Source organism: [Leptolyngbya] sp. PCC 7376 (assembly GCF_000316605.1).
GTDB lineage: Bacteria > Cyanobacteriota > Cyanobacteriia > Cyanobacteriales > MRBY01 > MRBY01.
The window spans coordinates 3379985-3402235 of record NC_019683.1; the positions used below are offsets into that span (position 1 = coordinate 3379985).

Below are 22251 nucleotides of genomic sequence, written 5' to 3' on the forward strand. Positions count from 1 at the left end.
GACTTTGAAACTTGCTTAAATGTGTCTAGTCTTTGATGAGTAAAACGACAGCATGGACACAAATGCCTTGTTCTTTACCCGTGGCATCAAGTTTTTCATTAGTTGTTGCTTTAATGCCCACTTGATCAAGTTCGACATCGAGAGCTTCTGCTAAACGCTTGGTCATCGCAGGGATGTGGGGTTTCAGTTTAGGACGTTCGGCAACGATAACCGAGTCAATATTGCCGATGCGCCACCCTTTTTCTTTGATCAATTGATCGATTTGTTTGAGAAGTTTAACGCTATCTGCCCCCTTCCATTTGGGATCGCTCGGAGGGAAATAATAGCCAATATCCCGGAGACTTAAGGCACCGAGCATTGCATCCATAATTGCGTGGATCAGCACATCTGCATCGCTATGACCGTCTAAGCCTAGATGATGATCGAGTTGTATCCCACCCAAAATCAAGGGGCGGCCTGCGACGAGACGGTGGACATCGTAGCCATTACCAATCCGGATATTCATGGGCTGTAGGAGGGATGAACTGAAATCATTTGGTAGGGTATCATATCTCTCTAGTAAATTTGGCGACTCCTATAGTCGTTGGGTTTTGCAAATTCTATTTGCTGGCGATCGCCATTCTGGGTGCAGACAATACGCGAAACAAAATAAATTTAGACTTGAGAATCTTGTTATGGGTATTCTGAGTCTAGGTAAAAGGTGTCTATCAGCAGCCTCTGCCGGACACATTCTATGGACACCAAATCACTGATTTTATGCTTGGTCATACTCGAAACTGGCGCAACTTCTTCTTTCTCCTGACAGTACTCGTGGGGATTACTGCTGGCGATCGCCCAGATGCTTTCTCTTTAAATCTCAATTTTGGCCGCCCTGTCCTTGCTCAATCTGAAACAGAGCCAGAATCAGAAACAACGGCAACAGATAGCAGCTTTTTGCAAGGTTTATTGCAGCTCAACCAAGAATTTTTGGCGGGGCGATCGCAGCTACGACAGTTATCAAATGAGTTAAGTGCTCTTGATCGAAATACGAAAAACTTTCAAGCTAGCTACTTTGAAAACTATGTCAGTCGCGTTAAAGATTTACAGCAGAAAATTGGTGTTTTAGAAACGCAACTTGGGCGCTTTTCTGATGCTGATCAGCAACTTGCCTTGAAAACAGAACTGGAACAGCAGGGGGTTATCCTCAAAAATTTGTTGACCTTGTCAGAGTCTTTCGTCGGAGGCTTTAATCCCACAGCAATTCGAAAGATGCAGGAGCTATTAGACTTCTTCGAGCGTGAAAATTTGCCTGATAGTAGCTATGGATTTTATGGCTCTGTCACCCAGACGGAACTCACCACTTATCTTGATCAACAGCTCCAAGAATTTGCGAATAATCTCAAAGAGCTAAATCAAATTGCCACCAAAGGGGCGATCGCCCCAAACCTCGATACTTCGATTCAATATCTCTATACGACCCTCAGTCTTGAAAGCACATTAAACCCAACCAGCAGTGGTGGTGGCAATCTTCAGCAAACCGTTGATCGCCTTGCTGCTGAAAATGAAATTCTCCAGCAACGAGTAAAAAGTACCCATCGCATCATTCTCTTTTTACCGCTGATTGTGATGCTGCCGACGACGGTACTCGTTTTTATTCTGTTTTATTATTTTGGCAAAATTTTTCAGGAGAAAGTTGATCAGCCGCCCAACTACCAGTTTTCACTCAATGACATCTACGGGCTGGAAGAAGAACTGATTGCCAAACTGGCTCAAAAATATGAACTGAAACCCAAACTACTTAGTCGTCGCGACGATCCCTTTGCAAATAAATTAATTAGTCTGGCGGCCGCTCCTGCAATTGAAGCTCCTTCGTCTAAAAAGACTGAAGTAGATCAGAAAACTTCACCCACAGACAAGATAGAAACAGACTCCGATATTGTCTCTTTGGAACCTATTCTTGATGGTGAAATTGATGCGGAGGATGAGGATGAAGATTTTCCCGTCCATCTTCCTAATGCTTATGACGAGTTAGTGGATCGTTATAACAAAGATGCTGCTGCACTCTCAGACGAGGCGATCGCCCTGAGTATTTCCCACCAAGAAAGCTATCTCGACGACGAATCCGAATTTACGCCGATATTGTTGCTTACAGAATCCGACGCTGGCGAATATTGGACAACACCATTGAAGAGTCTGGATTATCTAGTGCCAAAAGCTAATCTGACGATTACGTCCGATAATTTCACCGCTTTCAAAAATATCTTTATTTGCTACGGTTACCAGCCTGACACTGTCCAAAAAGCGAAACTCTTAAAGCCTGCCCGAGTTTCTCCCACCGAAGAAGAGGCGACATGGGAATTGGTGCAACAGGGCATTGTTGTGCTCCACCGTATTTAAGTTTTTCTGTTTCTTCCGTTTCATTTGGGATGATTTGTGGGCATTTTATGCTCGGGATAGCCACGCTTCATCACCAAGATGTAGGAGTGGTATAAACCAGTGAATTAGCCTAAAATGGCAGCAATTCCGAAATCAACATCGACATAATACTCAAATGGGCTGGGGAGTAAATTCATGACATCTTTTTCTGCTGGAGCAAACAAAATCGCTGGGGTGGCGATCGCCGCAACATTCGTGACCACCGCTGTAATGCTGAGCGGACAAACACCTGTCCAAGCCCAAGCTGCTTATGGTAGCTATATCGGTGTTGGTGCATCCCTCGGCCTGAGCTCCGATGATAATGACGACGGTAGCGGTATCGCTGCTGTGATTACGACTCGCTACAAGTTTTTAGAAGCGCCCCTTTCTGTTCGAACCCAAGCCTTTATCGGTGAAAGTACGGCTGTTGTGCCCACCATTTCCTATGATTTCCCTCTCAGCTGGCAAACTGATGCCTACATTGGCGCTGGTGTTTCTTTCGCGAATGGAGAAGAACCTTCTCCTGTTGGTGACCAAACTAGCTTTGTGATTCAGCCTGGTGTTGATTACGTGATTCCCAACGGCAACACTGTGATTTATGGCAACGCGGTTGTCGCGTTTGATGCCTTTGAAAATGGTGGTGGTACAGCCGTCGCAATTCAGGGTGGTTTAGGATTACGGTTCTAGACATTTCGGTTGAAAGCCCAGCGAAAAGCGTACAATTGAACCAGATATGGTGATTAACAGCGAGATAGCAGACGAATGAATAGTTGCGTATTAATGGCTCAGATCATGAGCGAACCAGAATTACGCTATACCCCCGACAATACTCCCCTTGCCCAGATGTTGATTCAGTTTCCGGCGCTGCGGGATGGTGATCCAGCTTGTCAGATTAAGGCGATCGCCTGGGGGAATATGGGCACTCAGGTTCAGGAGTCCTATCACGAAGGTGATCAAGTGATTTTGGTCGGTCGGTTGTCTATGAATACGATTGATCGTCCTGAGGGTTTCAAGGAGAAAAAGGCGGAATTTGTGGTGTCGCAGATCCAGTCTGTAGGTGCTGGCATAGCAATGCCTAGCGGTGGTACGCCGATGATATCCGCCCCTGTCGCTGCTCCCAGTAATGTGGTTCCTCTAAATTCCACTTATCAGCCTGCCCCTGCGCAACCAGCTCCCGCTGCCACTCCCCAACCGACCTATACGCCTCCTGCACCTGCGGCAGATCCTGAACCCAACCTTGATGACATCCCGTTTTAAGCTGTGAATCTTGGTGATACCATCGTGGCGATCGCCAGTGCGGTCGTCCCAAATCAAGGCAGCATCGGGATTGTTCGTTTATCTGGTCAGGATGCTCCGGCGATCGCCCAGAGGTTATTTCACAGTCCGGGGCAACAACAATGGGAAAGTCACCGGATTTTGTATGGCTATATCCGGCATCCCGAAACCAAAGAATTAATTGATGAAGCGCTGTTACTGTTGATGCTTGCGCCACGGTCATTCACGGCAGAAGATGTTGTGGAGTTTCATTGTCATGGCGGCATTATGCCAGTGCAACAGGTTTTGCAACTCTGTTTGGACTCAGGCGCAAGGTTGGCAGAACCCGGCGAGTTTAGTTTGCGCGCTTTCCTCAATGGACGAATTGACCTGACACAAGCTGAAAGTGTAGCAGAATTAGTCGGTGCGAAATCTCCTCAATCAGCCCAAGTTGCCCTCGCCGGAATTCAAGGACGATTAGCCCAACCGATTCGAGATTTGCGATCGCAATGTCTCGATATTTTGTCGGAAGTGGAAGCACGCATTGATTTTGAAGATGATTTGCCGCCCCTTGATGAGGTTGGTATTCGAGAAGAATTAACTAAAGTTTTAGCGACAGTGAATCAGATTTTGCAAACGTCTGATCGCGGTGAGCTATTGCGGAGTGGTTTAAAAGTAGCGATTGTCGGTCGTCCCAATGTCGGAAAATCCAGTTTGCTTAATGCTTGGAGCCGCAGCGATCGCGCTATTGTGACGGACTTACCGGGGACAACGCGGGATGTGGTGGAATCGCAACTTATCGTCAAAGGCATTCCGGTGCAGGTATTGGATACGGCAGGTATTCGTCAAACAGAAGATACAGTTGAGCAAATTGGTGTGGAGCGATCGCTGCAAGCCTCCCAAAAGGCAGACCTCGTTTTATTTACGATTGATGCGGGAACTGGTTGGACTGAGGCTGACCAAGAGATTTTTGCGCAAGTTGGCGATCGCCCTTTAATTCTCGTCATCAACAAAACTGATTTGGGTGACCCGACAACTATTGCAATTCCTGAAAGCATTACGCAGGTGGTTTATACGACGGCGGCGCAGCAGAAAGGTATCGAGGAACTGGAAGAGGCGATCGCCACAACTGTTGCAGAGGGGACTGTTGGCGCTGCAGATTTAGACTTTGCGATTAATCAGCGGCAGGCAGCAGCACTCACCCGCGCGAAAAAATCTCTGGAGCAAGTCGCCGATACGATTACGGATCAGTTACCCTTGGATTTCTGGACAATCGATTTACGGACGGCTATCCAATCCCTCGGCGAAATCACGGGGGAAGGGGTCACCGAATCAGTCCTAGACCGAATTTTTAGCCGTTTTTGTATCGGCAAATAAATCTAAAAACATGGCCAACTTGCCTTCACTTTTCGTTTCCCATGGTGCGCCAAGTCTTATTCTCGAAAATGATGCCACTACACAGTTTTTTCGGAATCTAGGAAAACAATATCCAAACCCCGCAGGCATTGTTTGTATTTCTGCCCATTGGGAAAGTCCGCAATTATTGCTCACCAGTAATCCTCGGCGCGAAACTATTTATGATTTCTCGGGTTTCCCTAAGGAGCTATACGAAGTGACCTATCCTGCGACTGGTTCCCCCGAACTGCTCGACAAAATTGCCACTGCTTTAAATACTTCAGATTTTCCAGTGAGGATTAATGAGCGACGAGGTTTTGACCATGGGGTTTGGGTGTCGCTGAAGTTGATGTATCCCAATGCAGATATCCCAATTGTTCAGTTATCGGTATTGCCTAAGGAATCTCCAGAACATCATTTTCAAATCGGTCAGGCGCTGCGATCGCTGCGGGAAGAAAATATTCTCATTATCGCTAGTGGCAGTGCAACCCATAATCTTCGGGAATTTCGAGTTCAAGCTAAGGAGGCAGAACCATTAGATTATGCTGTGGCTTTTGATCAGTGGTTAGTTCAAGCAATAGAGAAAGGGGACAGACAGTCGCTATTCGATTACGAAAATACTGCGCCAGAAGCAAAACGAAACCATCCTACACCAGAACATTTTTTGCCCTTATTTGTCGCATTGGGTGCTGCAACAGAATCAACAGGTGAGCAAATCCATCAAAGGTTTACCTATGGTGCTCTCTCGATGTCTGCATTTTTATGGTGGTAATAAAAGATTGAAGATAGCTCTCGGGTTAACGGGTGAGCTGTTTGTACTGTGGGTAATCGTCGTCAAGGATGCCCTGAAGCGGATTGCGAGCAGCACGGTCTTTTGCTTGCCCGACACACCAAAGCACTGTGCAAAGGCTAAAAAGACTCAACCAAATACTAAGCGATAGACCCCAACTACCAAGCTGGAAAGAAGTGACGAGATCTTGTAGTCCGAGAAAAGAAAAAACTACAGTAATTGGCAACCAACAGAAATAAGGAAACGCAAAAATACAACACCATTTTTTCCAATTTGCGAAAGTACCAAAGGACTGTTGTTGTGATTGATACGCGGCTTCCAATGCATATATTCCGAAACTGGTCAGAAAAGCGCCAGCCACAAGCATAGGTATTGATAAAACCAAAGCCATAAACCAAATTCCCACCACCCAGAATGCTATGGCCATAGGTAAAGGCAAAGTTCCATTTAACTCAGCCCAAGCTCTTGGGAAAGCTTCCGATCCAGCCCAAGCTTTGCTCCCAGCCCAAATCCCAAACCAAGCAACAAGTGCAGACTGCACAACCGCCCTAGCCCCAGCCAAAGTCCAAGTTGCAACTACTGTCACCATGTCCACCCCAGTCTTGGCCTCAGTCTCAGCCCCAGCCAAAGTCAAAGCCCAAGACAAAGCAAAAGTCACTATTACAGTCCCAAACATTGTCATATGCACAGTAATCCCATTCAAAAAACCTGCAAGCTCCGATATGTGGCGTCCAGCAAATAGATTAACCATTACTTCTTTGAAGCGATAGACCCCCCAAACCCCGAAATCTCGGAAAGTTGACGGCTCCAGCCTATATTCGAAACCTTGCCACAACACCACCCAAAATATAGGGATGCTTATTACCCCTATAAGTGAAAAACTGTAAATGGAGACCAACCATGTACTGTTAAAACTGTATTTATGGAATCGCGAAAAAGTTACGGCCATTTCAGTCATTGCAATGACTGACGCGATCACAGCAACGACAAGGACAAACCACCAATAAAAGCTTTTTTCTAATTTGAAACCCTGATTGAAATTAAAAAGATTTTGCCAATCTTCCTTGGTTGGCAAACGATTAAACTCGACGATTCTCGACAAGAAATCAACTGTCTTTTTTTGTGAGAGTACCACCATTGTCAACCATTGAGGCTTTGTGAGTGCCGCTTGACTAAATAGCATTTGTGTTAGCTCTTCAGCAGTCACCCCTGCCGCAATGCGCGTTTGAATTTTTTCCCGCTCCAGTTTAGACAGTAATGACGAACGAGTATTTTTATCGATGAGAAAATAAGGAATGATAATGCGCAGATCGGGAATCTCGTCATCCTGAAAGTCTTTCTTTGTCCCTGAATCTGGTTCGACGATGCCCGCTGCAATTCGGCCTGTGAGGATAGCGATAGGGTCAGTTTTCTTTGCGCCAAAAGGACTCCAAAACCAGTTGTATTTATCCGATGAATCTAGAGATGGATTTTGCCACTCAGCAAGCTTTGCGGCAGAAATAGCTGTTAATTCTGATTCGACATCACTATCCCGCAACATCACCACCAGAAACCAAGCTGCCTGACAGCGCACTGGCTTATTTTGATGCCACAGCAGAGAAGCTAAAGCTATGGCTGCATCAGGAGTTTTAATCGCAAATAAATCATCCAGTGCCGCAAGGTTATTTTCATGTTTAGCTAGCGCTACTAAGGGTTTGACGGCAATATCCCCCAACCGAATTAAAGCAGCTTGCACTTCCTCCCTTGCATAGTAGTAGCGCTCCGCCAAAATCTGTGCAGCTTGGGGCAAATTTGTCATCGAGAGGGCATTCGCGGCGGCTGTCCTTATGACTGGCTCTGTAGACGTTAACTGCTCTGATAAAAACCTTAAAACGTCTCGACTTCTCTGTTGATCACCCGCTGCCACTGACCCAAATGCTTGAGCTACTACATCTTTCGTTATTGCCTGTTCAAATCGTCCTTGCATTGTTGCGATAATGTCGTTGGCTAAGGTTGGATCGACCTCTTTGGCTTCTGCTAAACATTCAAAGGCAAGCAACACATCATGGCGAAATATTTCTTGAATGAGAACCGTGCTGTTCCCCGCTAAACCACACCGAAGCTTGACCACTTCTCGCCACGCCCCAGTATCCTTCATCCATCGCTCAACCAATCCCTGATGCTGGCCTTGCAGTGCCTCTGCGGCAAAAAATTCTTGTAGGCTCAGATGAGCAAATTGATAATATTCTCCACCACTAAATTTTTGTAAAAGACCACTCCGCCCAATAATTTCCTCTAGGATGGCGTTTGTCTCACTACTGTTGAGATTGAAAGCTGGCAAGACCTGCTGAATTTCTTTATTGACCAACTCCCAAGGAATGCTACGTCGATCTGGGCTATTGGGGTCATGACGATCTTGCGCAGCCAAAGCCAATCGCTGAAGCACCCGCTGTTTTATGTTTACGGAATAAGTATTAGGGATATTTTTCTTTTGATCTCTTTGTTCGAGAAGTATCTTCGTCGTTTCCTCATAAAATTTTGCTCTAGAGTGAGGCAACGTAAATGATAGCTCGGTGAACCGATAGGCGATGATCGTTAGCAACAGCGGATTTTTAGCAAGAGTTTTAATGTTGGGTCGAGTTTGCAGCGCCTGTATGAGCTGTTCCACAGACTTTCCCTTATGCATCCGCGATCGCCATGCTCCCAGAAAGTTCCGAATTTGCCGATCCGAAAACTTATCCACCTTAAAGTGGTTTTGGTCCAATACTTGCTCAAATTCCCGCTCATATACCGCCGTCCGACAAGTGGCGATCGCCCGACAATCCTTATATTTAGCGAGAAAGCCATTAATGACCCAGACCACATTGTCCCGAATGTCGCTGGGCACTTCATCCAGCCCATCGAGCAGCAACAGTAATTTGCCCTTCTCTAAAGACTCCTCGATAAATCCTTGCGCATTAGGAAAATTATTTTGGTCGAGTGCTGCCACTAGCTTACTGAGAAATTTCGCCTCATCTAGATCCGCTTCTCGCAAACTATTTAGCTCTAGCCGCACCGGAATCGGCAACCCCGGCAAATCTAAAAACCCTTTCTCACCATAGGTATAAACAATATGTTTGAGAAGTACCGACTTCCCTGATCCCGGAGCACCAGTCACCATTAGGCGATTGTAGTCCACCATCATCCGGTAAATATCCCGTTCACTTTGAGCTGTTGCCGGAATCATCCCTTGCTCTGAGACCTCCTTCACCTTTAGCGGCACATAGACCTCAGCCATTGCTAAAGGCGGATTAATCTTGAAAGGTGTATCTAGATTTTCGTGTTTTTCAGCCAGAGCTTTTTGATATTTCTTTAGTGCCCAATTGAGAAATAAAGGATTTCCTGCAACTTTGCCGTAACACCAATCAATTACTTTATTGGCTAAGGCTTCAATAGAACTCCACCAGCGATTAGCAAGAATCCCAACAATAAAAAGAATAATGCCAGCAAGCGGCTTCGGTATTTTATCTAGCCATTTTGCCCATGGATCTACTTCTTCGCTAGCCTCGTTAAACTTTGAACGATAGATGTCGAAGATTTCCGTTTTGCTGAGATCAAACTCATTATCTGCAAATTTCTCATACAACTCTGGCTTACTCATTTCGCCAGTTTTCGCATCTTCAACGGCCCAAGCTTCGATTTGTTCGACAAGTTCTTCGCGGGTAGTCGGCACATCTGTCTGAGATAAACCCACTAGCCCAGAACCAAATGTCAGAGCACAAACTAATCCCAACGCAAAGAAAAAGCCCAAGAATTTTTGTTGTAGAGCTACTTTGAATTTCTCCCCAGCGGAGCAAAGAAATTGGAAAAAGAATGTGATTGACTTGAACATCGAAAGGCAGAAGTAGAACACTTATCGATATTGTATTAGCCACATCTAGATCTCTACGGATTTCTTTTCTAAGAGCCAATAGGTTTGCATTTCACCTTTTCCTTTAATCTCAACCAAACCGCGTAGCTCTAAATGATAGATATCCTGCAACTTCTCATAAACAGCTTGGGTCACGTGAATTCTGCCAGCTTCTCCTGAAGATTCCATTCGAGAAGCCACATTTACCGTATCTCCCCATAGGTCGTAAATAAACTTCTTTGTGCCGATAACCCCTGCCACGACCATCCCGGTATTCATTCCAATCCGAATTTGTAGATCGCTATTATTTTCGCGACGATAACTTTCGATAATATCGAGCATTGCTAGGCCCATCTGTGCAATGACTTGGACATGGTCTTCCCGGTGCATCGGCAAACCAGCCGCAACCATATAGGCATCACCAATCGTTTTGATTTTCTCGAGACCGAGACTTTCAACCAAACTGTCAAACTGCGAAAAAATCTGATTCAACAAATTGACCAATTCTAATGGCGCTAACCTTTCCGCGAGGGATGTAAAGCCAACGATATCAGCAAATAAGATTGTCACCTCGTCATAATGCTCGGCGATCGCATCCTGATTTTCCTTGAGCTGTTCAGCAATGGTTTCTGGCAAAACATTGCGTAATAGTTGCTCTGACCTTTCCTTTTCTTTTTCTAGTTCAATCGTTCGTTCTTGCACACGATTTTCCAACTCAAGATTTGCCAACTCTAAAGAATTAAAAGATGCTTTAAGTTGATGGGACATCGCATTAAAAGACTGCGCTAATATGTCTAGCTCTTGAAGACTTTGCGTCGGAACTTTAACATCTAAATTTCCTTCCGAGAGATCTTTTGCTGTCGTGCTAACCAGCTTCACTGATTTTGAAATCCACCGTGCTGTCAAAATTCCTGAAACTGTCGCAATAAACAAAGAGGCAACACACAGAATGATGGTTTGACGGGTATTCGCTTCAATCTCCGCCATAAAATCTGACCGAGGAATCAAGCTAATCACACTCCAATTCAATCCTTGCTCATTCCGAATCGGAGTGACTAATAAAAAATATGTTTCCCCAGCAAATTGCCATTGGAACCGTTGGGGCACTTTAATCCTATTTAGATCCCCTAATTGGCTTTCGAGATAAAGTGTTGACTCTTTAATCCATTCGGAAGAACTATCATTCGCTAAAATTTGCTCTGCTGGTGCTGTTTCATCAGGCCTAAAATAAGTCGGATCTTCAGTAGATGTCCCTAAGAGAAAACCTGTATTCTCAACGATAAATAGTTTGCCAGTTTTCCCAATTTTGAGATCTTTTAAAAAGTCGCTAATCCCTGTCAGATAAATGTCATTTGCAACGACTCCGAGAAGCTCTCCATTATCTTTATAAACAGGCAGACTAACTGTGGTCGCAAAGTTGGGGATGATTTGTTTTGAGAGATATGCATTACTCCAGAAAGTGGCACGTTTTTCTACAGCTCCTTTAAACCATGGCCGACCTCTGGAGTCATAGTCATAACTATCAATATATTGATCTGGATAGCCATTTTTATCAACACTATAAATTAAAGATTTGCCCGCGGAAAGTGTTTCAGAGAATTGGATTGTCGATTTATCATTCGCCTCCAATGTCGCCATATCAAAACCACCTTCTGCATAACCGATATAGATATAGTCGGTATACTCCCCATAAATTTGGAGTTGATTCCAAAAGTGTCTCTGTACACTTTCTCTATCTTCTAAATCAAGTAGATTTCTTTGGATCAAGCTAGCATTTGTTTCATTGATTTGTTGCGGGAGAGCAAGATGATTATCGATATGTTGCTCGACTTCTTCTGTGACTTTCTCTTGGAGCTGATTGACTAAATTATCGACGGCTTTTCTGCCATTTCTCAAAGCAAATAAACCCGTCAAACCAACGGCCAAGAAAATCTGGAAGACAAAAGGAATAATTAAAACAAATCTCAGTGGCAAAGAAACCACAGCATTTGTTTTATTTGGAAAATCAACAGTCTGATTCATCTTTTAAGTTCTTGTATTGATTTCCCGAGACTTAGCTATCTAGATTCTGATGGATGGTGGAACCTATTTATCCATTTGTTCTTTGCTCGGTCAAGTTAGTTTCGTTGAGAAAACATAATTGTTTATATAGGGTATCGATACAAGGCAGTTTTTCTTTGTTTGATTGTCCGGATGCGAGCGGCTGAGCAAACATCGCTTCTAGTTCTAAGGGACGTTGTTCGTCATAATCGATTTTCATGCTGGTTCGATAAGGTTTCATTTTTGCAGTGTTGTCTAGCATTTCCTGCACTAACGAAACTGGTAATTCTCTTCCGTGGATTTTTGCTCCCTGGAGAACTTCCAGCATTAATGTTTTCGCGAGTTCATAGCTCTGGGGTATGTTCATTAGCTGGTCAGTTGTGGCATTGAGCACCACGGATAAGCCATTGAAAGGGATATTCCAAACGAGTTTTTTCCATCGGGCAAAGAGTAAGTCGTCGGTCAGGTCTATGGCGATATCTGCTTGCTGAAAGTCTTTTGAGATTTGTTTGAGGCTGTCTGGGATTTCTTGGGGCTCGTAATTTTCGGTGTACTGACCTAGAAGTACGGCACCGTAGTCGAGATGATGGATATGGCCAGGGGCAATTTTATTGGAGCAAATGAAGCAAAGGCCCCCGATGATGGTTTGGGTGGGGAAGAGTGCTTGCAATTTTGGCTCGACACCTAGGCCATTTTGCAGAAGAAGAATGATGCTATTGGGCTTGAGAATGGGTGGAAGCAGGGTTTCGAGAAGATGGTTTTGGGTTGTTTTGAGCGCGACAATTACTACGTCGCAGAGGGGCATGTCTTTTGTGTTTTTGTATGCCCAGACCTGGGGAAGGTGGAAATCTCCATCGACTGAATCTACTCTGAGGCCATGCTGTTGAACATACTCATAATCGCTGTGGAGGAGGAAATGAACGTCTTGGCCTGAGTGTTGTAATTTGCCACCATAGAAGCCGCCGATCGCCCCAGTTCCAATAACGGCATAACGTAGGTTTGGCACAGTAATCGTTCTCCTCAAGCAATTGAGCTGGTCCTATAGTTTACGGATGTGGGGTGTTGTTGTTAAGAGGATGTCTGAAAAGGGTTTGACTGTAACTTTTGTCATTATGAGCCTGACGAAAAAATAGGGATTTCAGAGGATTTTCTTTGTGGAATCACCTACATGTCTATGCTCAAAATATACTTTTCAGACATCCTCTAAGGGCGATCGCCACTCTGATTTTTCTTCCCTCACACCAGAATTCTGGTCAAATCGTAAATTGTTGCGTTTTGTTAAGCTAGAATCTGTGAACTGTTTTATGGCTGGCCATGGTTGCAAACGTCGTCTCAATCGCCCCGGAAGTTTCCACCGAAAAATTTGATTGGTTAGAGGCTTGGTATCCAGTGCATTTCGTGCAGGATCTCAGCAAAACAGAACCGACAAGATTTGTACTTCTCGAAAAGCCTTTGGTGATTTGGTGGCATGAGGAATCACAACAGTGGAATGTATTTTCCGATGTTTGTCCGCACCGTTTAGCGCCCTTGTCGGAGGGACGCATTGTGGATGGTTGTCTCGAATGTCCTTACCACGGTTGGCAATTTTCCGAGTCCGGTTCCTGCGAAAAAATTCCGTTCCAGAAAGAAGATGGCACAGCAAATGAAAACTCCCGTGCAACTGTAGCGAGTTATCCCTGTCGCGTTGAGCAAGGTTTGTTATTTGTGTATCCTGGCAAGCTCGAAAATGCGGAGACGCAACCGCTGCCGACCATTCCTGCTCTAGATCAGTATCCTGGCGAATGGGTGATGGCAGATGTGTTTCGCGATATTCCCTACGATGCGACGACCCTTTTAGAAAACGTTTTGGATACGAGTCATGTCGCTTTTACTCACCATCCTCGCGTTGGTAATCGTAAGAACGCGAAAGAATTTATTCTCGATGTATCTGATATCGAGAAAACAGGTTTTACTGGAATTTGGGAAGAAGGCCCTCGCCGAGGAAAGTTGGGTGCTCAGAAAACAACATTTTTTGCACCATCGGCAATGTGGCATGACATTGAAGAAAGTTCGTTTGGGCAGGTGATGACCTGTGTTTATGCGGTGCCCACGGAAAAAGGAAAATGTCGTGCTTTAGTGCGTTTGCCTTTCCGATTTAAGTCAGCAATTCCGAGACTAGTGTTTAAGTACACGCCTCGCTGGTTTTCCCATGTGAGTCAGATGGGCATTCTGGAAGACGACCAAATTTTCTTGCATCTCCAGGAGCGCGAACTCGAAAAATCGAAGAAAAATTATGCGCAAACTTGTTATTTACCGACTGGCTCTGATTTGTTTGTGTTGGCCTATCGTAAGTGGGTAGAAAATTTTGGTGAGCCATTCGCTGATCAAACTTTTGCGCCCGCAGAACCTAGTCAAGCTCAGTTACTCGAGCGCTATCATTCTCACACCAAAAATTGTTCGAGTTGCAAAGCGGCACTGGCGAATATTCAGAAGATTCGGACTGGGTTGGCGATCGCCGGATTTTTGGGATGGTTAACGTTGCCCTTTAGTGGTGTGTTGGGATTATCAACGACTGTGATGGGGGCGATCGCCGGAGTGATTGGCTTATGCGGTTTGGCTTGGTGGCAACTGGGCAAATATGAACGCAAATTTTTTGACGGCGAATATCCTCCAACCCGTAATTACAAATAGTGTGAGAATTCAGGTCGCTTCGGGGCAAAGGCTTATATGATCTAGGCTGAAGCCCTCAGAAGAGTTATGAGCAGTCGTCGTCAATTTTTGGTCTCCGCAGGTACCGTTACCCTCGCGTCAATGTTGGGTGGATGCGGTGCACCGAAGGAATCGCGATTGCAATTTCGGGTGCTCGAAGGCAGTATTTCACCGCAGGTTTTGAAAGCATTTCGGCGCAGTTATCCTGATCACAAACGCATTAAGTTTAAGCCTGTTGATCAACTCGCAAAGTTGTTCGAAGATCTCAAGAAAATTCAAGAGACAACCCCAGAAAATTACAACAAAAGATTCCCTTGGCAGTCAGAGAATCCACCGATTGCGCCTGATTTGGTGACTATCGGTAATGGTTGGTTTAAAGAGGCGATCGCCGCAGAATTATTACAACCCCTTGCCGTTGATCAGCTCGAAACTTGGCAAGATCTCGACGAACCTTGGCGGACATTTATCGAGGAACAATCGGGTAAAACCTATGGCATTCCCTATCGTTGGGGCACAACATTATTGCTCTATCGCAAGGATAAGCTGAAAAAATTTGATTGGCAACTCACAGACTGGGAAGACCTGTGGCGCGAGGAGCTAAAAAATAAAATTTCTCTGCTCGATCATTCCCGCGAAGTCATTGGTTTCGTGCTGAAAAACTTTGGATTTTCGTATAACGACAAAGACCCTGAGGCGATCGCCGGACTCTCTGAAGAATTGGGCCTACTCCATCGCAACGTGAAATTCTATAGCTCGACCCATTACCTGCAGCCCCTTATCACGGGGGATACATGGGTTGCCCAAGCTTGGTCGCAAGATGCCCTGTCGTTGATGAAGCGCTACCGAAATCTCGGGGCAGTCGTCCCAAAAAGCGGTACAGCCCTCTGGTGTGACCTCTGGGTACAGCCGAAAAAAAGCGAACGGGAATTTGCTGACCTGAAACCATGGCTAGAATTTTGCGCGAACGAGCGAGCTATTAATCAATTTGCCCAATCAACTTTTGCCGCCTCGCCGTTAATTTATCAGACCGAAAATTTGGACGCGAAGGTCACAGAAAATCCCCTCATTTTCGTCAATCCAGAAACCTATCAAAATAGCGAGATCATCGAAACCTTACCGCCCAGCACCGAGGCGCAATACCAAACTCTTTGGCAACAAATGCGCCAAGCCTAAGACCTGTTTTGCGGAAATCCCCCTTCTTTCGGGATAATGCCAAAGGAGAAAATCGAGGGTAGACATGGCAGACAAAACAATTGGCATCGCGATCACCGGGACAGGATTTGGACAGAAAGTTAATATTCTGGGTGTCTCACTTCAGTATTTTCATTGAGCGAAAAAATCATAAAAATTAGTTCAATCAATCTATTACTTTAATTTGAGCTAAAAATTTTTCTGTTTCTAATCTCTAATAAATTCTATGATTGAAATCATCATCATACTGCCAATCCTGATTTTTGCTGCGATTACTTTTTTAATAAACCGATGGAACATTTTTTTGTACTATTCATTAGCAGTTTTGATGGGGTTATATATGGTTTCATACAGCGAGCATGTATATATACTGAATCCTCTTAATGATATTGGACCAGGATATGGCATCGGTTTGTTTATCCTTGTGTTAATTCAAGTTTTATTTGTTGCTGTTCTTTTTCTCCGCTTAGTTTTATTTATTTATGGTGCATTTAAACAAAAAAGAATAAGGCGAGATATGCTGAGTAAACAGACACTTATCTCTATCCTTTTGTTTTTTGTCTGTGGGATTATTTTCTCGAAGGCTTATTATCATCTCAATCATCCATATAAGAACTTAGATGAAAACATGAGAGGACAACATGCCGAGCAAGTGATTATGGCTCATCATAGGTTTGGGGATTAGCCAGAGTTTCAGGCAAATTCGAGGAGAGATAGTGGTTGTGAAGTATTAGCTGGGCTTATTTTCTTCACCAGTGTAGAGATTGAGTTGGCGATCGCTTCTTCTCCAGCACAAAATTTTGCTGAAGTTTCCCATCTTCCGGGATAATGTCCGTGGAAAAAATGCGAAGGGAAATCATGGCAGAACAAAAAATTGGAGTAGTGATCGCCGGGACAGGATTTGGACAGAAAGTTAATATTCTGGGTGTCTCACTTCAGTATTTTCATTGAGCGAAAAAATCATAAAAAGTTAATTCAATCAATCTATTACTTTAATTTGAGCTAAAAAATTTTCTGTTTCTAATTCTAATAAATTCTGTGATTGAAATAATCATACTGCCAATTCTTATTTTTGCCATGATTACTTTTGTGATTAACCGGTGGAATATTTTCCTATACTATTCACTGGCAGTTTTAATGGCGTTACACATCCATTCATATAGCTACCACCTATATGAACTTAACAATTTCAGTGATCTTGGGGTGGCAGATACTCTTGGTTCTCTCATAATTGTATTAATTAAATATGGTATAGTTGCTGTTCTCTTACTTCGCTTGATTTTATTTATTTATGGTGCGTTTAGACAGAAAGAAATAAGGAGAAATATGTTGAGAAGACAGACGTTTATCTCAATTTTTATCTTCTTAGTCTGCGGAGTTATTTTCTCGAAGACTTACTATCATTTCAATGATCCGTACAAAGATTTAGATGGAATGAGAGGTCAACGTCTAGAGCGGGTGATTACGGCTCATCGTGGGTTTAGGAATTAGCTAGAGTGACAGGTTGATTTGAAAAAAGACAGTGGTTATTAAGAGTCAGCTCAGGTCATTTTCTCAACTAGTCTAGAGTTTGAGGTGGCGATTGCCTCTTTATAGAGCTGGATTTTGCTGAAGCGACCCTTCTTCCGAGATAATGTCCGTGGAAAAATTGCTAGGGGAAATCATGGCAGAACAAAAAATTGGGATTGCAATTGTCGGCACTGGCTTCGGCCAAAAAATTCATATTCCCGGTTTTCAGCACCACCACCGCACAGAGGTTGTTTCGGTTTATCATCGCGATGCCGCTAAAGCCCAAAGCATTGCTGCTGCTCATAATATTCCCCACAGTGGCGATCGCCTCGAAGATGTTTTAAGTAATCCTGCTGTGGATGCTGTGGCTATTTCAACGCCACCATTTTTGCACTACGACATGGCGAAACAGGTTTTAGAGGCTGGCAAACATTTGTTGCTCGAAAAACCGATTACCCTAAATACTGCGGAAGCAAAAGAGCTCTACAAAATTGCTGCCGCGAAAAATTTAGTGGTCACTCCCGATTTTGAATTTCGGTTTGTCCCAGAATGGCAGATGTTTGCGGATTATCTCCAAAATGATTTTGTTGGGAAAAAGCGTCTCATCACGATTAATTGGATTGTTGTGAGCCGTGCCAACCCTGATCGAGCTTGGAATTGGTATGCTCTGAAATCCCAAGGAGGCGGTGCTTTAGGGGCTGTTGGTTCCCATGCATTTGACTACATTAATTGGCTTTTTGGCGGCGTAAAACGGATTTCTGGCCACCTCAGTTGTGCAATCCCCGAACGTCCCGATCCTCTCGATGGCAACAAGCTAAAAACCGTTGATGCCGATGATACTTGCATGATTATGCTCGAACTTGCCGACGGTACACCTTGCCAACTAAATATCAGTTCGGTGACCTATCACGGTCGCGGCCATTGGGTGGAGGTCTATGGCGAAAAAGGGTCTTTGGTACTGGGCAGCAGCAACCTCAAAGATTATGTCCACGGCTTTACGCTCAAAGCTGGTAAAGCTGGAGAAGAACTAAAAGAAGTGGCGATCGCCGACAAATACAAATTCCCCAAAAGTTTCGATGATGGCCGGTTAGCGCCCTTTATTCGAGTCGTTAATCATTTTGCCCAGTGCATTGATGAAAATAATTCGGCGATCGCCCCCACTCTCAAAGAGGGAGTTTACTCTCAGCTACTGATGGATTTAACTCACCAGTCCAATGATGAAAGACGCTGGTTAGATGTACCTAATCTCGACCAATTTTTAGGTTAAGCACTGACTCTGTTGCAGCCAATTCCCCCATAAACTCTCTGAAGACTGGATTTGGTGAGGGCAGGTACGAGGCGATCACAGGCTATTCTTGCGCCAGAAATATTACGGGCAGTGGGGCCAATCTGAAGCGCCACTAATCCGCCCATTAAAAATAGGTCGCAACCTTGCCAACGCAAATATTTGTCGAGGATAGGAAAACCATTAATGCTGGGTTGAGGATGACGTTCACGGACTTTTTGTAAAAGAGGTTCGGCATCCAGATGGAAACGACTCCCTGTCGCTAACCATAGGCGATCGCCCTCAACAATCTCACCGTTATCGCAATAGAGTTGCCAATGATTACCTTGCCACCGGGCAGTTTGGATTTGGCACTCAGGTTTTAGAGTGATTGTATCTTTGCGTTTAGCCTGCCGCAGTTGCCGCATCACCATCGGCGTTAAAGATCCACCATCCCGGGCATTAAGCACCATCTCTAGCCGCTTTTCCCAATCGGGTTCTGCATAAAATCCCTTTAAATATTTAGGCCCCATCCAGCCTGCATCGGCATCAAAAAGTTTTTCTTGAAAAGCTCGCCGGGCGATCATTGTGACCTGACCCCGCCGGGCGATCGCCCCCAAAGCGAGATGCCCAGTCGATAAACCACCACCAACGATAATAATTCGTTCACCTTTGAGATGTAATCCCCGTAAATCAACGTGGTCACTATGGCAAAGACGATCCGGTGGATATGGCATTTCAATGGAGTCGAGCCATTGAGGTAGCTGCCTTTGGGTGCGATTTGTTGCGAGGACAACCCGCCGCGCGACCCATTGATTACCATTGTCCAAAGTGAGCGTAAATTTGCGCTGGTTTTCCGTGGGTGGCTCCAAATCAGTGACTGCCGCTGGAATCACGTGCTTTTCTACTTGAAATTCTTTAATGGCTGCCTGACAAAAATCCGCAAACAATTTTGTGCCGGGCAAATCATAGGGCGGAAATAATTCGTTGGCACGCTTTTCAGCAAACCGTCTTAACGCAAATGGATCTGGATGAGGATGATGTACAGCAGGCGAGCGCAGATGGGAGATATCCTGGGCGGCGAACTGATGATGCCAATTGGCAAGCCATTGGCCATGGGGATCAAAAACCGTGATTCGCTGACGCAACTTAGGTCGCTTTTTGAGGAGATGCAGCACCAAAGTCAAACTTTGTACTCCGGCCCCGACCACAGCAATGTCACATTGCTGTAGGTTTTTCTTGTCGGTTAGTGAAGCAAAAGGCATTTTCACAGCAAACCTACGATAGAACGAGAATGATAATCATTATCGTAATATAGATAGTGGTTTATTATTCGATCGCAAGTCAGCGAATCGGCTGGCAGCAGTTAGGAAAACCATGATTGATTGGACTAAAACAAAAATTTTGGCGATCGCCGGATTAGCGGGAGCCGGAAAGACCCAATGGTTGCGAGAGCAATTAAAAGATCAAAGTGATGAGGTCATCTATTTCGCACCTCAAACAACCGATTGCCCAGTGGATCGCCATTGCCTTGAACTCGACTTTCCCTCGTGGCAGTTTTTAGCGGAAGGGCAGGAATTGCAGCTCATCGAAGCCTTGCAACAGGGGGCGATCGCCGTGCTGGAATTGGGCTTTTATGTCGCGCCGGAATCCGGTGAACAATTACTGAAGACCCTCGAAGCAGAAGGATTTTCCTGTGAACGGTTCGCCTTTGTATCCGACCAAATGGCCAATTCTCCTTGGCATGTGTGGGCAGACCAAATTATCGAAGTGGCTATACCCTTACCTGCTCGTAATCTCGAAATTTGGCGATCGCCCACAAAAGGACAAGTATTTGATCCCAATAGCCTCAATATTTTCTGGGAAGAATTAACCAGCGGTGCCTACGGTGATATCCAGCGCGCAAAAGGGGTTGTCGAAATCGTTGACGGTCGCGCCTTCTATCTCGACTACGTTTCCCATAAACCAGAAAGCCTTTACCATGAGCTACCCGTGAAAATCTGGTTGGACGGTAGACCAGAGCGATTTAGTGGTTTAGAAGTAGTTGGAACAAAACTCGACGGGCAACAAATCGCGGACACCATTTTAGATTGCTGTCTAAACGATGAATTGCTCAGTGATTACCAAGAGCAAATTCGTCAGCAAATCCAGCAACAGAAACAACCTAGTCCTGTGCAATAACCTCCGGCTCAAGCATAAATTTTTTCTACCATTCCCCAGTCAAACCGACCCCTACGACCATGAAAATAGCAGTTATCTCCTGTATCCACGGGAACTACGAAGCGCTGACCACAGTGCTCGACGATATAGAAACAAACAATGTTGACCAAATTTATTGCCTTGGTGACCTCGTTGGTTATGGCCCCTACCCCAATGAGGTGGTGGCCTTAATGCGATCGCTGGATATTCCCACGACCCAAGGCTGCTGGGACGAAGATATTGTCGATGGCTTAAACGCTTGTGACTGTAGTTATCCTTCCCTATTGGCCGAAAAACGAGGCAAAGCCGCCCATGTGTGGACAGATGAAGTAATTCATCCAGAAATCCGAGAATATCTTGCCGAATTACCGTTGGTGATCAAAAAAGATGGCCTCGCATTTACCCATGGTAGCCCCCAAAGCCAACATGAATATCTCCTGCCAGAACTAGATGGCTTTCTTGCCCTAGAGCGTGTTCTCAGTACCGAAGCCGATGTGCTGTTCTGCGGCCATACCCATGTGCCCTATGTACGAACCATTGACGAAGGCTCCCTACGTTTTTCTGTGCAAACTGACTCCAACAAATCTCCCTCTGAACAGGAATTTAGCACTTCAATCAAACGAATTATCAATGCCGGATCAGTGGGAGAACCACGCCATGGCCGTCCCAATGCCACTTACGTTATTTATGACACCGACACGGAGCAAGTAACCTTTCGGGAAGTGGAATACGACTATAAAAAAACCTGCGCGGCGATTATTGAGAAGGGTTTACCGAAAATCTTTGCGTGGCGGTTGGCGAATGGCATGGAATTTGCTGAGCGTGCCGATGATCCGACCCATCTTTGTGAGCGGGGGGTATAAAAATGCATTGGGCAATTTTAAGTGGCATTGAAGGCAATCTCGAAGCCTATGAAGCGGTTTTGCGGGATGTTCACAGACAAACTCCCAAAGTGACAGACCTATTTATTTTGGGCGATCTTATCGATGGCACTCCTGAAGGAAATGCCGTCGTTGATCGCATCCGCAACCCCAAAAGAGGCGAATTAATGCCCCAGGTCTGTAAAGGTGCGTGGGAAGAACAATGTCTTATTGTGCGGGGTCTCGCGGCAGAACCGGAAGACAAGTCATTTATCAAAGAAAAGGGTGGCGATATTCTCAAACAACTTTGGGATAACGTCCCGAGGGAAATGGTGCAATGGTTTAGTCAACTGCACTTTGGATTTGCAGAGCTAGATTGTTTGCTTGTCCACGGGAGCAGTTTGAATGTGTTTGAAAAGTTGACACCAGATTTATCGCCATTGATTTTATTGGATCGACTAGCTCGAACAGGGAGTAATCGTCTGTTTTGCGGGCGATCTGGCCAAACCTTTAAGTTTCAGCTTGCCAAAGGACGGTTAGCAGCAACGGTTACCACTCTTGATTCGGTAAAAGAAGAGCAAAACTATGATTTGGGCGATCGCATTGTCATTGGCGTAGGAAATGTAGGCAGACAGTCTAAACAAGCCACTTATACGCTCTACAACCCTGAAACCGACAAGCTCGTTTTTCGGACAATCCGTTACGGGAAAACTGCCGGATTTGGTTAGTGAATTCTCTAATCCAAAGGACTGAAAATCGAATGCTCAATCACAAGTAACAACACCTTGCAATTAGAACG

The 22251-nt window shown here is 45.0% G+C and carries 17 protein-coding genes; 12 read left to right on the forward strand and 5 right to left on the reverse strand.

All coding sequences use genetic code 11. From position 1 onward, the window contains the following. Nucleotides 1–25: 25 nt before the first annotated feature. Entirely contained in the window at nucleotides 26–505 is a 480-nt protein-coding gene (ispF, locus tag LEPTO7376_RS15185) for a 2-C-methyl-D-erythritol 2,4-cyclodiphosphate synthase (protein ID WP_015135045.1), read from the reverse strand. Between the two features lie 251 nt (nucleotides 506–756). Between ispF and LEPTO7376_RS15190 the strand changes: the two genes are divergently transcribed. The 5 genes from LEPTO7376_RS15190 to LEPTO7376_RS15210 all read left to right on the forward strand — a co-directional run bounded on the left by LEPTO7376_RS15190 (nucleotide 757) and on the right by LEPTO7376_RS15210 (nucleotide 5815). Next, nucleotides 757–2376, forward strand: a complete 1620-nt coding sequence (locus tag LEPTO7376_RS15190) for a hypothetical protein (RefSeq protein ID WP_015135046.1) — start codon at nucleotides 757–759, stop codon at nucleotides 2374–2376. A 174-nt stretch (nucleotides 2377–2550) separates the two neighbouring features. Then, nucleotides 2551–3081 (forward strand): hypothetical protein, encoded by a 531-nt coding sequence (locus LEPTO7376_RS15195; RefSeq protein ID WP_015135047.1) that lies wholly within the window; start codon nucleotides 2551–2553, stop codon nucleotides 3079–3081. A gap of 75 nt (nucleotides 3082–3156) precedes the next feature. Further along, on the forward strand, nucleotides 3157–3651 hold the full coding sequence (locus LEPTO7376_RS15200; protein WP_015135048.1) for a single-stranded DNA-binding protein: 495 nt from the start codon (nucleotides 3157–3159) through the stop codon (nucleotides 3649–3651). A gap of 3 nt (nucleotides 3652–3654) precedes the next feature. Further along, on the forward strand, nucleotides 3655–5025 hold the full coding sequence (mnmE, locus tag LEPTO7376_RS15205) for a tRNA uridine-5-carboxymethylaminomethyl(34) synthesis GTPase MnmE (RefSeq protein ID WP_015135049.1): 1371 nt from the start codon (nucleotides 3655–3657) through the stop codon (nucleotides 5023–5025). 10 nt (nucleotides 5026–5035) lie between these two features. Beyond that, the gene (locus LEPTO7376_RS15210) at nucleotides 5036–5815 is read left to right on the forward strand and encodes a class III extradiol ring-cleavage dioxygenase (RefSeq protein ID WP_015135050.1); all 780 of its coding nucleotides are present in this window, start codon (nucleotides 5036–5038) and stop codon (nucleotides 5813–5815) included. Between the two features lie 25 nt (nucleotides 5816–5840). On the opposite strand, the gene LEPTO7376_RS23705 is transcribed toward LEPTO7376_RS15210, so the two are convergent. The 3 genes from LEPTO7376_RS23705 to LEPTO7376_RS15225 all read right to left on the reverse strand — a co-directional run bounded on the left by LEPTO7376_RS23705 (nucleotide 5841) and on the right by LEPTO7376_RS15225 (nucleotide 12747). After that, complete coding sequence (locus LEPTO7376_RS23705) at nucleotides 5841–9683, reverse strand: NACHT domain-containing NTPase (RefSeq protein ID WP_015135051.1); 3843 nt, start codon at nucleotides 9681–9683, stop codon at nucleotides 5841–5843. A gap of 45 nt (nucleotides 9684–9728) precedes the next feature. Then, entirely contained in the window at nucleotides 9729–11723 is a 1995-nt protein-coding gene (locus tag LEPTO7376_RS15220; protein WP_015135052.1) for an adenylate/guanylate cyclase domain-containing protein, read from the reverse strand. A 67-nt stretch (nucleotides 11724–11790) separates the two neighbouring features. After that, the gene (locus tag LEPTO7376_RS15225) at nucleotides 11791–12747 is read right to left on the reverse strand and encodes a putative 2-dehydropantoate 2-reductase (RefSeq protein ID WP_015135053.1); all 957 of its coding nucleotides are present in this window, start codon (nucleotides 12745–12747) and stop codon (nucleotides 11791–11793) included. Between the two features lie 308 nt (nucleotides 12748–13055). On the opposite strand from LEPTO7376_RS15225, the gene LEPTO7376_RS15230 reads away from it, so the two are divergent. From LEPTO7376_RS15230 to LEPTO7376_RS15250, 4 genes are all read left to right on the forward strand, one after another. After that, on the forward strand, nucleotides 13056–14411 hold the full coding sequence (locus tag LEPTO7376_RS15230) for a Rieske 2Fe-2S domain-containing protein (RefSeq protein WP_015135054.1): 1356 nt from the start codon (nucleotides 13056–13058) through the stop codon (nucleotides 14409–14411). A 66-nt stretch (nucleotides 14412–14477) separates the two neighbouring features. Next, a complete protein-coding gene (locus LEPTO7376_RS15235) occupies nucleotides 14478–15602 on the forward strand; it encodes a substrate-binding domain-containing protein (RefSeq protein ID WP_015135055.1) in 1125 nt (374 codons plus the stop codon). Nucleotides 15603–15846: 244 nt separating this feature from the next. Then, nucleotides 15847–16305 (forward strand): hypothetical protein, encoded by a 459-nt coding sequence (locus LEPTO7376_RS15240; protein WP_015135056.1) that lies wholly within the window; start codon nucleotides 15847–15849, stop codon nucleotides 16303–16305. Between the two features lie 978 nt (nucleotides 16306–17283). Beyond that, on the forward strand, nucleotides 17284–18396 hold the full coding sequence (locus LEPTO7376_RS15250; protein WP_041765679.1) for a Gfo/Idh/MocA family protein: 1113 nt from the start codon (nucleotides 17284–17286) through the stop codon (nucleotides 18394–18396). On the opposite strand, the gene LEPTO7376_RS15255 is transcribed toward LEPTO7376_RS15250, so the two are convergent. Next, nucleotides 18393–19658, reverse strand: coding sequence for an FAD/NAD(P)-binding domain-containing protein (locus LEPTO7376_RS15255; protein ID WP_015135059.1), 1266 nt, complete (start codon nucleotides 19656–19658; stop codon nucleotides 18393–18395). The genes LEPTO7376_RS15250 and LEPTO7376_RS15255 overlap by 4 nt on opposite strands. A gap of 112 nt (nucleotides 19659–19770) precedes the next feature. On the opposite strand from LEPTO7376_RS15255, the gene LEPTO7376_RS26940 reads away from it, so the two are divergent. From LEPTO7376_RS26940 to LEPTO7376_RS27695, 3 genes are read left to right on the forward strand one after another with little or no spacing between them, the layout of a single operon-like run. Further along, nucleotides 19771–20574 (forward strand): GTP-binding protein, encoded by an 804-nt coding sequence (locus LEPTO7376_RS26940; protein WP_015135060.1) that lies wholly within the window; start codon nucleotides 19771–19773, stop codon nucleotides 20572–20574. A 59-nt stretch (nucleotides 20575–20633) separates the two neighbouring features. After that, entirely contained in the window at nucleotides 20634–21455 is an 822-nt protein-coding gene (locus LEPTO7376_RS15265; protein WP_015135061.1) for a metallophosphoesterase, read from the forward strand. A gap of 2 nt (nucleotides 21456–21457) precedes the next feature. Further along, entirely contained in the window at nucleotides 21458–22180 is a 723-nt protein-coding gene (locus LEPTO7376_RS27695) for a metallophosphoesterase (protein WP_015135062.1), read from the forward strand. Nucleotides 22181–22251: the final 71 nt, after the last annotated feature.

What these genes read in the sequence shown, in the direction of transcription:
- ispF (WP_015135045.1), bottom strand. Translation starts at nt 505, where the DNA reads ATGAATATCCGGATTGGTAATGGCTACGATGTCCACCGTCTCGTCGCA.
- LEPTO7376_RS15190 (WP_015135046.1), top strand. Translation starts at nt 757, where the DNA reads ATGCTTGGTCATACTCGAAACTGGCGCAACTTCTTCTTTCTCCTGACA.
- LEPTO7376_RS15195 (WP_015135047.1), top strand. Translation starts at nt 2,551, where the DNA reads ATGACATCTTTTTCTGCTGGAGCAAACAAAATCGCTGGGGTGGCGATC.
- LEPTO7376_RS15200 (WP_015135048.1), top strand. Translation starts at nt 3,157, where the DNA reads ATGAATAGTTGCGTATTAATGGCTCAGATCATGAGCGAACCAGAATTA.
- LEPTO7376_RS15210 (WP_015135050.1), top strand. Translation starts at nt 5,036, where the DNA reads ATGGCCAACTTGCCTTCACTTTTCGTTTCCCATGGTGCGCCAAGTCTT.
- LEPTO7376_RS23705 (WP_015135051.1), bottom strand. Translation starts at nt 9,683, where the DNA reads ATGTTCAAGTCAATCACATTCTTTTTCCAATTTCTTTGCTCCGCTGGG.
- LEPTO7376_RS15220 (WP_015135052.1), bottom strand. Translation starts at nt 11,723, where the DNA reads ATGAATCAGACTGTTGATTTTCCAAATAAAACAAATGCTGTGGTTTCT.
- LEPTO7376_RS15230 (WP_015135054.1), top strand. Translation starts at nt 13,056, where the DNA reads ATGGTTGCAAACGTCGTCTCAATCGCCCCGGAAGTTTCCACCGAAAAA.
- LEPTO7376_RS15235 (WP_015135055.1), top strand. Translation starts at nt 14,478, where the DNA reads ATGAGCAGTCGTCGTCAATTTTTGGTCTCCGCAGGTACCGTTACCCTC.
- LEPTO7376_RS15240 (WP_015135056.1), top strand. Translation starts at nt 15,847, where the DNA reads ATGATTGAAATCATCATCATACTGCCAATCCTGATTTTTGCTGCGATT.
- LEPTO7376_RS15250 (WP_041765679.1), top strand. Translation starts at nt 17,284, where the DNA reads ATGGCAGAACAAAAAATTGGGATTGCAATTGTCGGCACTGGCTTCGGC.
- LEPTO7376_RS15255 (WP_015135059.1), bottom strand. Translation starts at nt 19,658, where the DNA reads ATGCCTTTTGCTTCACTAACCGACAAGAAAAACCTACAGCAATGTGAC.
- LEPTO7376_RS26940 (WP_015135060.1), top strand. Translation starts at nt 19,771, where the DNA reads ATGATTGATTGGACTAAAACAAAAATTTTGGCGATCGCCGGATTAGCG.
- LEPTO7376_RS15265 (WP_015135061.1), top strand. Translation starts at nt 20,634, where the DNA reads ATGAAAATAGCAGTTATCTCCTGTATCCACGGGAACTACGAAGCGCTG.
- LEPTO7376_RS27695 (WP_015135062.1), top strand. Translation starts at nt 21,458, where the DNA reads ATGCATTGGGCAATTTTAAGTGGCATTGAAGGCAATCTCGAAGCCTAT.